Origin of the sequence: Pedobacter sp. UYP1, from assembly GCF_040547305.1 — a bacterium.
Taxonomy (GTDB): Bacteria; Bacteroidota; Bacteroidia; order Sphingobacteriales; family Sphingobacteriaceae; genus Pedobacter.
This window is the reverse complement of sequence record NZ_JBEPPL010000012.1, coordinates 60,705-74,080: the sequence shown is the minus strand read 5'-3', so window position 1 is coordinate 74,080 and position 13,376 is coordinate 60,705. Positions and strand designations below refer to the sequence as shown.

The 13,376-nt window shown below is 40.5% G+C and carries 11 protein-coding genes; 10 read left to right on the top strand and 1 reads right to left on the bottom strand.

From position 1 onward, the window contains the following. Nucleotides 1–37: 37 nt before the first annotated feature. The 4 genes from ABIB30_RS20170 to ABIB30_RS20155 are packed head-to-tail and all read left to right on the top strand — an operon-like array spanning nt 38 to nt 6,155. Complete coding sequence (locus ABIB30_RS20170) at nt 38–1,777, top strand: ABC transporter ATP-binding protein (RefSeq protein WP_354304842.1); 1,740 nt, start codon at nt 38–40, stop codon at nt 1,775–1,777. Continuing rightward, nucleotides 1,774–3,573 (top strand): ABC transporter ATP-binding protein, encoded by a 1,800-nt coding sequence (locus ABIB30_RS20165; RefSeq protein ID WP_354304841.1) that lies wholly within the window; start codon nt 1,774–1,776, stop codon nt 3,571–3,573. The genes ABIB30_RS20170 and ABIB30_RS20165 overlap by 4 nt, the downstream gene beginning before the upstream one ends. An 11-nt stretch (nt 3,574–3,584) precedes the next feature. Beyond that, nucleotides 3,585–5,249 carry a cation-translocating P-type ATPase gene (locus ABIB30_RS20160; protein WP_354304840.1) on the top strand — a complete coding sequence of 555 codons (1,665 nt, stop codon included), beginning with the start codon at nt 3,585–3,587 and terminating at the stop codon, nt 5,247–5,249. Nucleotides 5,250–5,252: 3 nt separating this feature from the next. Continuing rightward, nucleotides 5,253–6,155, top strand: coding sequence for an HAD-IC family P-type ATPase (locus tag ABIB30_RS20155; protein ID WP_354304839.1), 903 nt, complete (start codon nt 5,253–5,255; stop codon nt 6,153–6,155). A 48-nt stretch (nt 6,156–6,203) separates the two neighbouring features. Here ABIB30_RS20155 and ABIB30_RS20150 read toward each other — a convergent pair whose 3' ends face one another. After that, entirely contained in the window at nt 6,204–6,497 is a 294-nt protein-coding gene (locus ABIB30_RS20150) for a hypothetical protein (RefSeq protein WP_111636068.1), read from the bottom strand. Between the two features lie 184 nt (nt 6,498–6,681). Between ABIB30_RS20150 and ABIB30_RS20145 the strand changes: the two genes are divergently transcribed. The 6 genes from ABIB30_RS20145 to ABIB30_RS20120 all read left to right on the top strand — a co-directional run bounded on the left by ABIB30_RS20145 (nt 6,682) and on the right by ABIB30_RS20120 (nt 13,359). Continuing rightward, nucleotides 6,682–7,104, top strand: a complete 423-nt coding sequence (locus ABIB30_RS20145; RefSeq protein ID WP_354304838.1) for an Hsp20/alpha crystallin family protein — start codon at nt 6,682–6,684, stop codon at nt 7,102–7,104. A 64-nt stretch (nt 7,105–7,168) separates the two neighbouring features. Continuing rightward, complete coding sequence (locus tag ABIB30_RS20140; RefSeq protein WP_111636070.1) at nt 7,169–7,825, top strand: BON domain-containing protein; 657 nt, start codon at nt 7,169–7,171, stop codon at nt 7,823–7,825. Nucleotides 7,826–8,114: 289 nt separating this feature from the next. Continuing rightward, nucleotides 8,115–8,753 carry an HAD family hydrolase gene (locus ABIB30_RS20135; protein WP_354304837.1) on the top strand — a complete coding sequence of 213 codons (639 nt, stop codon included), beginning with the start codon at nt 8,115–8,117 and terminating at the stop codon, nt 8,751–8,753. Continuing rightward, nucleotides 8,746–9,948: an acetate/propionate family kinase gene (locus ABIB30_RS20130; RefSeq protein WP_354304836.1), complete on the top strand. Its 1,203-nt coding sequence runs from the start codon at nt 8,746–8,748 to the stop codon at nt 9,946–9,948. The genes ABIB30_RS20135 and ABIB30_RS20130 overlap by 8 nt, the downstream gene beginning before the upstream one ends. 5 nt (nt 9,949–9,953) lie before the next feature. Continuing rightward, nucleotides 9,954–12,344: a phosphoketolase family protein gene (locus ABIB30_RS20125; RefSeq protein WP_354304834.1), complete on the top strand. Its 2,391-nt coding sequence runs from the start codon at nt 9,954–9,956 to the stop codon at nt 12,342–12,344. Next, entirely contained in the window at nt 12,334–13,359 is a 1,026-nt protein-coding gene (locus ABIB30_RS20120; RefSeq protein ID WP_354304833.1) for a class I fructose-bisphosphate aldolase, read from the top strand. The genes ABIB30_RS20125 and ABIB30_RS20120 overlap by 11 nt, the downstream gene beginning before the upstream one ends. Nucleotides 13,360–13,376: the final 17 nt, after the last annotated feature.

The window sequence follows — 13,376 nt, the reverse complement described above, 5'->3', positions numbered from 1 at the left end:
CAGATTTTACACGGTAAGACTTAAAAATCTCCTTTAGATGAATGCTTATTTCCCATTCCTTAAAAAGTACCTGACAGCTTTCCTAATGGCTCCACTACTGGTATTTGTAGATGTTATGGGAGAAATCGTTCAACCTGTGCTCATGTCTCGCATCGTTGATCAGGGTGTACAGGAGAAAAATCTGCACTATATCATAATCACAGGAATAACAATGTTGGTCCTTTCTATTGTTGCAATCATTGGAAATGTGGGTAATATTTATTATTCCTCAAAAGCATCTGTTGGGTTTGCCGCTGAATTAAGACAAGGGTTATTTCGAAAAATCCAAACCTTTTCTTTTTTAAATATTGACAAATTCAGTTCTGCATCTCTGGTTACCAGAATGACTAATGATATAAATATTATCCAGAACGTAGTCATGATGTCGCTAAGATTACTCATCCGTGCTCCGCTCATGCTTGTATTTGGAGTTTTTATGGCAGCAAGAATCAATTCCAGTCTTGCCTTTATTATTGCAGTCGCCATTCCTGTATTGGGCATAAGTATCTTCTTTATCCTGCGAAAAAGCTTTCCTTATTTTCTTAGGATGCAGCAAAAGCTGGATCATGTAAATGGTGCCATTCAAGAAGACTTAATGAACATTCGTGTGGTTAAATCTTTTGTACGTGAGTCTTTTGAAGAAAAAAAATTCTCAATATCGAATAATAGTTTAAGAGATGCCGCCATTAAAGCTTCAGCAATAGTAGTGATGGTAACCCCAGTGATGATGCTAGTGATGAATATATCCATTGTTGCAGTAGTGTGGTTTGGCGGAAAAAAAATCATATCCGGGACCATGCATATCGGACAGCTCATGTCTTTCATTACTTATATTACCCAAATCCTTATGTCTTTGACCATGCTTTCTATGACCATAATGGCCTTTTCCAGAGCTGGTGCATCTTCTAAGCGTGTTCTGGAAGTATTGAATGCAGATGTTGATATAGTGGATACACCCTCGGCTCTCGAAAGAAACATTAAGATAAAAGCAGGGAAAGTAGAATTTAGGAATGTAGCTTTCAAATACCATAAAGAAGCAAAAAGATATGTATTGAATAGCATTAATTTCATTGCTCATCCCGGTGAACAAGTTGCTATTATTGGCGCGACCGGATCAGCTAAAAGCACCCTTGTGCAACTTATACCCCGGTTGTATGAGGTGGGTAAAGGAAAAATATTGATTGATGATCTCGAGCTGAAGGACTATTCACTAAAAAATTTACGAAATAGCATCGGCATGGTTTTACAGAAAAACCAATTATTCTCAGGAACAATCAAAGATAATTTGAGATGGGGAAATCCAGGGGCAACTCAGGAAGAAATCATCCTGGCTTGTCAGGAAGCTCAGGCACACGATTTCATTATGTCCTTTCCAAAACAATACGAAACTGAATTAGGACAAGGAGGCGTCAATCTTTCCGGTGGACAAAAACAACGAATCTGCATCGCAATGGCCCTGGTTAAACACCCCTTAATACTAATCCTTGACGACAGTACAAGCGCTGTAGATTCTACGACAGAAGCTAAAATTCAGGATGAATTTAAACTGCATCTTAAGGAGGTTACTATATTTATTATTGCCCAAAGAATTAGTTCGGTTCAGTTGGCCGATAAAATCATTGTTCTGGATAGCGGAAAAATTGTTGGAATGGGTACCCATCATGAACTCATGAAAACAAATAAAACCTATCAGGAAATATACCATTCCCAACAGCAAAAGGAAGGAGCTGTAAAATGAGTAAAAGCATCAATCTGCTACCTTCCGGACTGCCGGGACACCATGGATCCGTATCATTGGAGAAAGCCAAAAAACCAGGTCTGGTCATTATCAGAATATGGCAGTATTTTGGCAAACAAAAAGTACTGTTTTTGCTGGTAATTCTTTTTTTACTCCTGAACACAGCTGCGTCCTTATATGGATCCTATCTTTTGAGACCCATCATTAACAACTATATTATTCCAGGCCGCCTTCAAGGCTTGTTACAAATGGTTGTCTTACTAATGGCTATTTATCTCCTTGGTGTAATTGCAGCTTTCTTTCAAAGCCGTCTGATGATATATGTTGCGCAAAAAACAATAAATATGATCCGTGCTGATATGTTTTGTAAAATGCAAACGCTTCCAATTCGGTTTTATGACACCCATAACCATGGAGAGCTTATGAGCCGTTTTACAAATGATCTGGACAATGTGAGTGACGCCTTGAACGATAGTGTAACCCAGATTATTTCAAGTCTAATTACTGTAGCTGGCACATTTGTCCTTATGCTATACATTAGCCCGATGTTGTCTCTGGTCACTATAGTTGTCGTATTCGCAATGTTTTGGCTCGCAAAACTGATTATTCAGAAAAGCAATACCTATTTTACCGGACAGCAGGCAGCTCTTGGTATTTTAAATGGCTACATAGAAGAGATAATTACAGGTGAAAAAACCGTTAAAGTATACTGCCATGAAGAGGAAGCCATAGATGATTTTGAAAAACTAAACAAAGGTTTGCTTAAAAAAGCCACCAAAGCACAGTTTTATTCAGGGATTATGATGCCTATCATGCAAAATTTAAACACTATAAATTTTGCATTAACAGCTGCTGCCGGAGGAATTATGTCTATTGTGACTGGACTGGATATTGGTGGTCTTGCTGCTTTTCTGCAATACTCCAAACAATTTTCGCGTCCTTTAAATCAAATATCCGGCGAGTTCAGCAGTTTTCAAACCGCAATGGCAAGTGCGGAACGAATTTTTGAGGTCATGGACCAGCTGCCAGAAAAAGCAGATGAGAAGCAAGCCCTGGAACTCGTTAACATTAAAGGAGAAATCCATTTTAATCAGGTTACATTTAGTTATAATCCAGGAAAAACAATTCTTAAGAATATATCTTTAAAAGCATTACCTGGGCAAAAAATTGCCTTCGTAGGTTCAACAGGTGCAGGAAAAAGCACAATCATCAATCTGCTTCCCCGCTTCTATGATATCCAGTCTGGCGATATTTCCATTGATGGTACCGATATCAGGATGATCAAAAGGAAAAACCTTAGACAATCACTTGCTATGGTTCTTCAAGACACACATTTATTCCATGGAACGGTGATGGAAAATATCCGCTATGGATCACTAAAAGCAACAGACCAACAAGTCATTGTAGCAGCAAAACTCGTTAGCGCAGATTCCTTCATTAAAAGACTACCTAAAGGTTATTTAACCATCCTTGAAGATGATGGTAATAACCTGAGTCAGGGTCAGCGGCAACTCTTAAACATTGCCAGGGCCGCCGTTGCAGATCCGCGAATTCTCATCCTGGATGAAGCAACCAGTTCTATAGATACCAGAACCGAGATCCATATTCAGATTGGAATCGACCGCTTAATGGAAGGGAGAACGAGTTTTGTAGTTGCTCATCGTTTATCCACCATTATAAATGCCGACAAAATTATTGTTCTTGAGCAAGGTGAAATCATTGAACAGGGTAGCCATGCAGAATTATTAAAACAAAAAGGAAGGTATTTTGAACTCTATACCAGTCAATTCGATTAAAAATAGCTAACATGGACAAACAAAATCCTCAAGATAGTCATCAAACAGAATGTTTCTGGAGTTTGAGCAGTACCGAAGCATTTGCAAGTTTAGCTGCTGACCAAAAAGGTTTGACTTCTAAACAGGCAGTAAGCCGGATCAAACAATATGGGCACAATACCTTAAAATCAGGGAATAAGGCTCCAATGTTGTTACTGCTGCTTTCACAATTTAAAAGCCCAATTACCATCATGCTTATCATCGCTGCGCTCCTATCTGCCAGTCTCGGAGATATAGCCGATACGGTAATTATACTGCTGATCGTCATGATTAGCAGTTTACTTGGTTTTTGGCAGGAAAGAGGAGCAGCTAATGCGGTTTCTGAACTTCTAAAAATGGTTCAGCTACATTGCACAGTACTAAGAGAAGGTGAAAAAAAGGAAATTTCAATAGAAGAGATCGTTCCAGGCGATATCATTTATCTATCGGCCGGCGATATCATTCCCGGTGACAGTTTGCTTTTAGAAGCGCAGGAATTGTTTATTGATGAAGCTGCGTTTACAGGTGAAACTTATCCGGTAGAAAAGTTTCCGGGTGTATTACAGCCAGACATACCATTGGCCAAAAGATCCAACTCTCTTTTTATGGGTTCTAATGTGATTAGCGGAAAAGCGATTGGCTTAATCATGAAAACAGGCTCCCAAACTGAATTTGGTAAGATATCAACTAGTCTACAGCAAAAGGCACCCGAAACGAATTTTGAAAGAGGTATCAGGAAATTTGGTTATATGCTAATGGAAATCACCCTTATACTGGTCATCATTATTTTTGCAGTCAACGTTTTCTTGCATAAACCGGTGCTGGATTCATTCTTGTTTTCTCTTGCACTTGCCGTAGGATTAACACCTCAATTATTACCGGCCATTATAAGTGTGAATCTATCAACGGGAGCCAGACGCATGGCCAAACACCAGGTTATTGTGAAACGTCTCTCCTCTATCGAGAATTTTGGAAGTATGGATATTCTATGCTCTGATAAAACCGGCACCATTACCGAGGGTAAAGTAACCTTAAAAGATTCCCTAAGTATTGATGGTAAACACAGCGATAAGGTATTGCAATATGCCTGGCTCAACGCATCAATGCAGCAAGGTTTTAACAATCCTATTGATAAGGCTATTTGTTTAGCTTATCCAAAGCCGGAGTCATCAACTGATCCGTATCATGTTCAAGCTGAAATCCCTTATGACTTTATCCGTAAGCGGTTAACCGTACAGGTTAAAAATAAAAAGGACAACTTGGTGATCACTAAAGGTGCACTAATGGTCATTTTAAACATTTGTAATCAAACAGAAACCGCAGACGGCAGCCTGGTTCCTTTAGATCAAAATCGTGCAAAAATCCTGGATCAATATCAGCAGTTGAGTGATGCAGGTTTTCGAACGCTTGGCGTGGCTTATAAAGCAGGTAGTGCTGAAAAAAACTTTACCAGGGATCAGGAACAGCAAATGATCTTTTTGGGTTTTATTACTTTATTTGATCCACCACGGGCTGGGATGTCTGCTACGCTTACTAAACTGAAAAATCTTGGTGTACAGTTAAAAATCATCACTGGTGACAATGCCCTGGTAGCAAAAAGCCTTGAACAGCAAATCGGGATCGCCACACCCAAAATATTAATTGGTTCTACTTTATGAGAGATGAGCAATGCGGCCTTAAAACATCAGGCTCCTCATACTGATATTTTTGCAGAAGTGGAACCCAATCAAAAAGAACGCATCATTGCCATACTAAAAAAGGCTGGGCACGTTGTAGGCTTTATGGGTGATGGGATCAATGATGCTCCAGCATTACATACTGCCGATGTAGGCATATCTGTAGATTCAGCCGTTGATGTAGCTAAAGAAGCTGCAGATATTGTACTGCTCAGCCAGGACCTTAATGTGCTGAGTGAGGGAATTGTTGAAGGACGAAAAACTTTCATCAATACAATGAAATATATATTTATGGCAACCAGTGCCAATTTTGGAAATATGTTCAGCATGGCCGGTGCATCTTTATTTCTTCCTTTTTTGCCTTTACTACCCAAACAAATTCCACTGACCAATCTCCTCACAGATTTCCCGGAGATGGCCATAGCAACAGACAGGGTGGATGATCTAAATATTCAGGAACCCCAGCATTGGGACCTCAGGTTCGTTCAATATTTCATGATTACCTTCGGGCTGTTAAGTTCAGTATTTGATTACTTAACTTTTGGTCTTTTAATACTGGTCATGCACGCAAACGAAAAGGTATTTCAAACTGGCTGGTTCACAGAATCTGTGATCTCAGCGATCCTGATCGTATTAGTCGTACGCACCCGGCTTTCCTTCCCGAAAAGTCTGCCTGGTAATTACCTGTCTATCGCAACTATGGTTGTTTTACTTATCGTTCTGGTTATACCGATTACACCTGTAGCCACATGGTTTGGTTTTATAAGACTACCCCTATTCTTTTATGGCTGGATGATTGTTATCATTACCGCTTACCTGCTAACTGCCGAAGCGGCCAAAAGATGGTTCTACAAGAAAATAAAAAAACGACTCACCAGTTCTAAATAACTTTAACTTTTACATAGAAGAAGGTACTGAGTGAACTCGGATTTACTATTACCCGGCTTTTATCTTGATAAAAGCTATTAATTGCTCTTCTAGCAAAGTGGCATTAAATTCATAACTCGCTGCATTGTCAGATATAGTGATCTCCTGATCCGATACTGTAATTGTGAGCGCGGTACCTGTAATAACTTCAGGAAACAGCACATTGATCTCATGATACACATGAGTAAAATCTATGTTCAACATAGAGTCCAGTTTAGCATTAATATAATCTGGAAATTCTTTTTTCAGAAGGTCGAAAAGTACTTCAGCGCTTAAAGGATGTATATTTTTAATGATTGTCATAATATTTTATTAAATGAAATGTTGATTCAACATAATTGAACGATTGCCCGTGACCTTGGACTCTGTCAAATGTAGGATATGAAAATTAGCTGGGGATGACCAACATCATCCATTCTACTGATTCACATCAAGTTGACTTATTATTTCTTACTGATCTTTATATCAGAATTAAAATGTAAACGATATGGAAGAGTTAGTAAAAGCAAAAAAAACCGAAAAAGTGTCCTCAATGATCGAGAACTTCTGGAACACAGATGTTTTTGATAACCCAGATGAACCTGAGCATGCAGTAAACATCAGGGATACAGAAGGTAAGTTCAAACTGGAAGTTGCCGCCCCCGGATTCAAAAAGGGAGATTTTAAAATTACGACCGATAATGGAATATTGACAATTACTGCAGAGTCTAGTAAGGAAGTAGATAAAAATGAAGATAATTATTCCCGAAAAGAATTCTCACGTTCTTCCTTCACTGGTTCGTTCCACCTTCCTCAAAATGTAGCACAAGATCATATTTCTGCCACTTATCGCAAGGGATTGCTTTGTATAGATCTTAAAAAGAATGGTTCAATTGAACCTGAGAAGAGAGAAGTGAAAGTACGCAAATAAAAAAGTGGTAATTTAAATAACCGACTTTAAACAAAACAACAAGCTATCTAACAATTAAATAAACATGAAAACAAACGAAGATTTGCAAAGAGATGTTCAAAATGCTATCAAATGGGAACCTTTATTGAATGCAGCAGAAATTGGCGTAACCGCAATAGATGGTGTCATAACTTTGAGTGGAACTGTAAACAGTTACGCCAAGAAAAAGGAAGCGGAAAATGCCGCTAAAAATGTAGCGGGTGTAAAAATTGTTGCAGAAACCATCAAAATTCATTTTGGAGGTACAAGCAAACAAAATGATACGGAAATTGCGCGAGAGATATTGAATGCATGGAAGTGGAATTGGGAGGTTCCCGATGATAAAATAAAAGTAAAAGTGGAGGATGGATTAGTTACGCTTGAAGGTGAAGTCCGCTGGAATTACCAAAAAGAAGCAGCACAAAAATCTGTATCAACACTTTTGGGTGTTTTAGGCGTGATTAATAATATCGCTATCCATTCTCAAACAACCGACCAAGTAGAAAAAGGTGCCATTGAACGCGCACTTAACAGGAGCTGGTCTATTGATGCAGAAGACATTGGTGTAAACGTGAAGGGTAATAACGTAACCTTGACCGGATCTGTAAATTCCATCTATAAACGAGATGAAGCAGGGCGAATCGCCTGGAATGCTCCTGGTGTTTCTAAGGTAAAGAATGATATACTTGTTGAATTCGAATAATGAATTGATCTATTTAAAGGGCTGCATCCCGATTGGAACAGTCCTTTAACAGATGATCTGAAGTAAAGGATAACATGGACCTTGAAGAACGAAATACTTGCATGAAATTAACGTTTTACGTCAATTTTTTTTTGCAAAAGACTTACAAGCCTCCATTTTTTGCTATCCATTAAATCTGGGCAAGGCATTATCATTCCGGCTCATCTTTCTAGTTTCATCAAACCTAACGGCCGTTTCCAAATGATTGAACCTATCATCAAAAGTGGTTATGATTAATCAAAATTATCCTATGAAGAAAGAAACTCACATAAATACACTATTTCTTGATATTGGGGGTGTTTTACTCAGCGATGGATGGGACCGTAATTCACGCAGAGCAGGCGCTAAAAAATTCCACCTAGATCATAATGACGTGGAAGAACGGCACCATCTTAATTTTGAAACATATGAATTGGGAAAAATGAGCCTGGATGAATACTTAGACAGCGTTGTGTTCTATAAGAAACGAAATTTTAACACGGATGAATTTAAAACATTTATGTTCAGACAATCGCAACCTCTGCCGCAGATGATAGCACTCATTACTTCTTTAAAAAAGGATTATGGTTTAAAAATTGCCGTCATCAGCAATGAAGGCCGCGAACTTAATGAATACAGGATAAAGAAATTTAAGCTTAATGAATTTATTGACTTTTTCATCTCTTCTTCCTTTGTGAATTTAAGAAAACCAGATGCCACCATTTTCAGGCTGGCATTAGACATTGCGCAGGTAACACCGGGAGAAAGCATTTACATTGATAACCAGCCCTTATTTGTCAGTAAAGCTGAACAATTTGGTATAAAGGGCATTTCCCATACCAGCTTCCAATCAACCAGAGATCAATTAAATGAGTTTGGATTAAATTTAATCCCTGCGGCTCATGAATAATACCTCAAAAAAATGCATACTGACGATAAACGGAGGTTCATCCAGTATTAAATATGCTTTGTATGAAATGGAAGGTTCGCTTAATCAATTGCTGGTCGGCGAAATGGAAAATATCGGAAGCAATAGTGCAAACCTTAACTTTATCCATTCTGGTGGAGAACAACAGTGCCTAATCGACATCAAAGTAGCGAACCACGGTGAAGCTGCGGACTGGCTTGTTAACTGGCTTGCAAAGGAGACTGAATTTGTCCAGATAATAGCAATAGGACATCGGATAGTCCAGGGGATAAATCATGGATCACCTGAATTCATTACTGCAAAATTGATAATGGAATTAAAAGAGATCAGCGCCTACGATCCAGAGCACCTTCCCGCAGAGATCAAATTGGTAGAAGCATTTAAAAAGCACTTCCCGCAGTTGGATCAAGTGGCTTGTTTCGACACGTCTTTCCATTCCTCAATGCCCAATATCGCAAAACTATTGCCCATACCACGTAAATATCAGGTTAAAGGAATCAAGCGTTATGGTTTTCATGGCCTTTCTTATTCTTATCTCATGGAAGAATTTGAACAGATCGCAGGCGCTAAGGCCTCAATGGGTAAAATTATCATGGCACATTTGGGCAGCGGAGCAAGCCTTGCAGCAGTAAAAGATAGGAAAAGCATGGACACCAGTATGGGTTTTACGCCAGCATCCGGCTTAACGATGAGTACCCGCACAGGCGATCTTGATCCCGGCGTTGCCTGGTATTTAATGAAATCGGAAAAGCTTTCTCCTAAAAAATTTAACCACCTGGTTAATCATGAGTCGGGTCTATTAGGTATTTCAGAAACTACAGCCGATATGCAGGAACTGCTAAACATGCAACAGCACGATAATCGGGCCTCAGAAGCTGTTGAGCTTTTTTGCTACCAAACGATCAAATGGATTGGCGCTTTTGCCGCTGTACTTGGTGGTTTAGACACCCTTATATTCTCTGGTGGTATAGGAGAGCATTCCCCTGAAATTCGCGAAAGGATCTGCAAAGGGCTTCAATTTTTAGGGATTGAAATAGATCGAACTAAAAATATCAAGAATGAAACATTCATTTCAATGGGTGCCAACAAGGCATCTGTTTGGGTGATCAAGACTAACGAAGAATTAATGATTGCGAGATCAGTATATAAACTTTTGAGTTATAACATTAAAAATTAATATTTATGGAAACAGCAACAATAAATACAGTGGCAGGTCCCCTATCTCCTGAGTTACTTAAAAATATGGACGCTTACTGGCGCGCTGCTAATTACCTCTCGGTAGGACAGATCTATTTATATGACAACCCACTTTTGAGAGAGCCTTTAAAACTCTCCCACGTTAAACCGCTTGTTGTTGGACATTGGGGTACCACGCCGGGGCAAAATTTTATTTATGTGCATTTGAACCGCATCATTATTAAGTATGATCTTAACCTATTTTATGTCGCCGGTCCAGGACACGGTGGACCGGCTATCATAGGAAACGTTTATTTGGAGGGTACCTGGAGCGACGTTTATCCAGATTTTACAAGAGACGAAGCCGGGATGAAAAAATTATTCACCAAATTTTCGTTCCCAGGTGGTATTTCGAGTCACGTTGCACCAACGACTCCAGGCTCCATCCATGAAGGTGGAGAATTGGGTTATTCGCTTAGTCATGCCTTTGGTGCCGCATTCGATAACCCAGACCTGATAGTGGCCTGTATTATTGGTGATGGCGAAGCCGAGACAGGCCCCCTGGCAACAGCATGGCAATCCAATAAATTTTTAAACCCAATCACGGATGGAGTGGTGTTGCCTATTTTGCACTTAAACGGCTATAAAATAAGTAATCCCACTTTACTTGCCAGAATCGAGCATGAGGAACTAGAGAAGTTTCTGCAAGGTTGCGGTTGGACACCGTATTTTGTGGAGGGTGATGATCCTGAAACCATGCATCAATTAATGGCAGGTGTGTTAGATCAGGCCATAGCAGATATTAAACAATATCAGGAAAATGCACGAAATAATAATGATAATACCCGCCCGCGCTGGCCAATGATCGTGTTACGCTCACCAAAAGGTTGGACAGGTCCAAAAGAAGTTGATGGCTTGCCTAATGAAGGAACATTTCGGTCACACCAGGTACCTATTCTGGTAGATATCAAACATCCCGAACACGTAAAGCAACTGGAGATCTGGATGAAAAGCTACAAGCCCGAGGAACTATTTGATGAAAATGGCACACTTATACCCGAACTGGTCGAGCTAGCTCCCAAAGGAAACCGGCGGATGGGCGCAAATCCGCATACCAATGGCGGTATATTATTGCGCGATCTTTATATGCCAGATTTTAGGGATCATGCTGTAGCTATACCTTCGCCGGGTGCAGTACAGCTGGGTGACACCACTATACTGGGAAAGTTTTTCCGGGATATAATTAAGCTCAACCGAGATAATTTCCGTGTATTCGGGCCGGATGAAACCCTCTCGAACTTATTAGGTGCTGTATTTGAAGTTAGTAACCGCCAATGGGATGCTAAAGAAAAAGAAAATGATGAGTTTTTAGCACCATCAGGCCGGATAATGGATGCACAGCTGAGTGAACACCAGTGTCAGGGGTGGCTTGAGGGGTATTTACTTACCGGCAGGCATGGCCTTTTTAACAGTTATGAGGCCTTTATTCGCATCGTCGATTCTATGTTCAGTCAACATGCTAAATGGCTAAAAGTTACTAAAGAATTGCCATGGAGGCGCAATATAGCCTCGCTAAATTATTTACTTTCTTCGCATGTGTGGCAACAGGATCATAATGGTTTCACTCACCAGGACCCTGGATTTCTTGACCATGTCATTAATAAAAAAGCAGACATCGTCCGGGTATATTTACCACCTGATGCCAATTGCCTTTTATCAGTTTTTGATCATTGCCTGCGCAGCAGGGATTATGTAAACGTGGTTGTTGCCGGTAAACATGCACTGCCTCAATGGTTAACGATGGACGCTGCCGTAATTCATTGTACTGAAGGCATCGGGATATGGCAATGGGCAAGCAACGACCAGGAATCAGAACCGGATGTGGTTATGGCGAGTTGCGGAGACACCCCTACCTTAGAAGTTCTGGCAGCTGTTTCTATTCTGCGCAAACATTTGCCCGATTTGAAAGTTCGGGTAGTTAATGTAGTTGACCTGATGAAATTACAGTCTGCCAGCGAGCACCCTCATGGTTTAAGCGACCAGGATTACGATTCGTTGTTTACCAAAACAAAACATATTGTTTTTGCCTTTCATGGTTATCCGTGGCTGATCCACCGTCTAACTTATCGTCGCACTAACCGTAATTTGCATGTTAGGGGATACAAAGAAGAAGGTACTATTACTACTCCTTTTGATATGCGCGTACAGAATGACCTGGACAGGTTTCACCTGGTTCAGGATATAGTTGACCGTGTTCCGAATCTTGGTGCTAAAGGAGATTACCTGAAACAAATGATGAAAGATAAACTTATACAACATAAGCACTTTATTGATGTCCATGGTGAGGATATGCCAGAGATACTAAATTGGAAATGGAATCAAAGCGATGATAACTGAGCAACTTACAGACACCGCACAGGCCCTTGTTGCAGATAACAAGGGCCTGTTGGCTATGGACGAAAGCGTCGGCACCTGCAATAAACGTTTTGCCGCGCTTGGCATACCGCAAACCATAGAAATGCGCAGAAGATATAGAGAAATGATCGTAACCACCCCCGCCCTTAACGAAAGTATCAGCGGAGCTATACTATTTGACGAGACCATCAGACAGCAAAAGACAGATGGCACTTCCTTTATTAATGTACTTATTGATGCAGGCATTATCCCCGGAATTAAAGTAGACATCGGCGCTAAACCATTGGCAGGGTTTCCACTTGAAAAGATAACAGAAGGCCTTGACGGCTTAAGAAGCCGTCTCAGGGAATATAGTGAAATGGGTGCCCGTTTTGCTAAATGGAGGGCTGTGATTGATATCGGCAGTGGCCTTCCGAGCCGGGGATGTCTGGAAGCTAATTCTCACGCCTTAGCACGCTATGCCGCATTGTGCCAGGAAGCTGGCCTGGTCCCTATTGTGGAACCGGAGGTGCTGATGGACGGCAACCATACGTTTGAACAATGCCTTACTGTAACAAACAAAGTACTTCACACCGTATTCGACCAGCTCTACAAACAAAATATTTTATTGACGGGCATGCTATTAAAGCCCAATATGATATTGCCTGGTTTAGATTGCGATATTCAAGAAGATACACAAGCAATAGCAGAAGCCACTGTAAAATGCTTGTTGTCGGCGGTACCTGCCGCTGTTCCCGGCATTGTATTTCTATCAGGCGGGCAATCTGCTGAACTGGCTTCTACGCGTTTGAATGCAATAAATGATAAATTTAAGTCAGTCCTACCCTGGGCACTTACCTTTTCTTTTGGCCGCGCACTGCAACAACCAGCTTTGGAACTTTGGAAAGGCGATGAATCTAATACAGAGGTAGCCCAGCAAGCGTTACATTACCGGGCCAAATGTAACAGGGCGGCCCGTAAAGGTGAATATAACGATACCTTTAAGCGTCAGGTTTAATTTTGCACTTCAACTCC

Bases quoted from the DNA above. Each gene is read 5' to 3' on its own strand.
- ABIB30_RS20170 (WP_354304842.1), top strand. From the start codon at position 38: ATGAATGCTTATTTCCCATTCCTTAAAAAGTACCTGACAGCTTTCCTA.
- ABIB30_RS20165 (WP_354304841.1), top strand. From the start codon at position 1,774: ATGAGTAAAAGCATCAATCTGCTACCTTCCGGACTGCCGGGACACCAT.
- ABIB30_RS20160 (WP_354304840.1), top strand. From the start codon at position 3,585: ATGGACAAACAAAATCCTCAAGATAGTCATCAAACAGAATGTTTCTGG.
- ABIB30_RS20155 (WP_354304839.1), top strand. From the start codon at position 5,253: ATGAGCAATGCGGCCTTAAAACATCAGGCTCCTCATACTGATATTTTT.
- ABIB30_RS20150 (WP_111636068.1), bottom strand. From the start codon at position 6,497: ATGACAATCATTAAAAATATACATCCTTTAAGCGCTGAAGTACTTTTC.
- ABIB30_RS20145 (WP_354304838.1), top strand. From the start codon at position 6,682: ATGGAAGAGTTAGTAAAAGCAAAAAAAACCGAAAAAGTGTCCTCAATG.
- ABIB30_RS20140 (WP_111636070.1), top strand. From the start codon at position 7,169: ATGAAAACAAACGAAGATTTGCAAAGAGATGTTCAAAATGCTATCAAA.
- ABIB30_RS20135 (WP_354304837.1), top strand. From the start codon at position 8,115: ATGAAGAAAGAAACTCACATAAATACACTATTTCTTGATATTGGGGGT.
- ABIB30_RS20130 (WP_354304836.1), top strand. From the start codon at position 8,746: ATGAATAATACCTCAAAAAAATGCATACTGACGATAAACGGAGGTTCA.
- ABIB30_RS20125 (WP_354304834.1), top strand. From the start codon at position 9,954: ATGGAAACAGCAACAATAAATACAGTGGCAGGTCCCCTATCTCCTGAG.
- ABIB30_RS20120 (WP_354304833.1), top strand. From the start codon at position 12,334: ATGATAACTGAGCAACTTACAGACACCGCACAGGCCCTTGTTGCAGAT.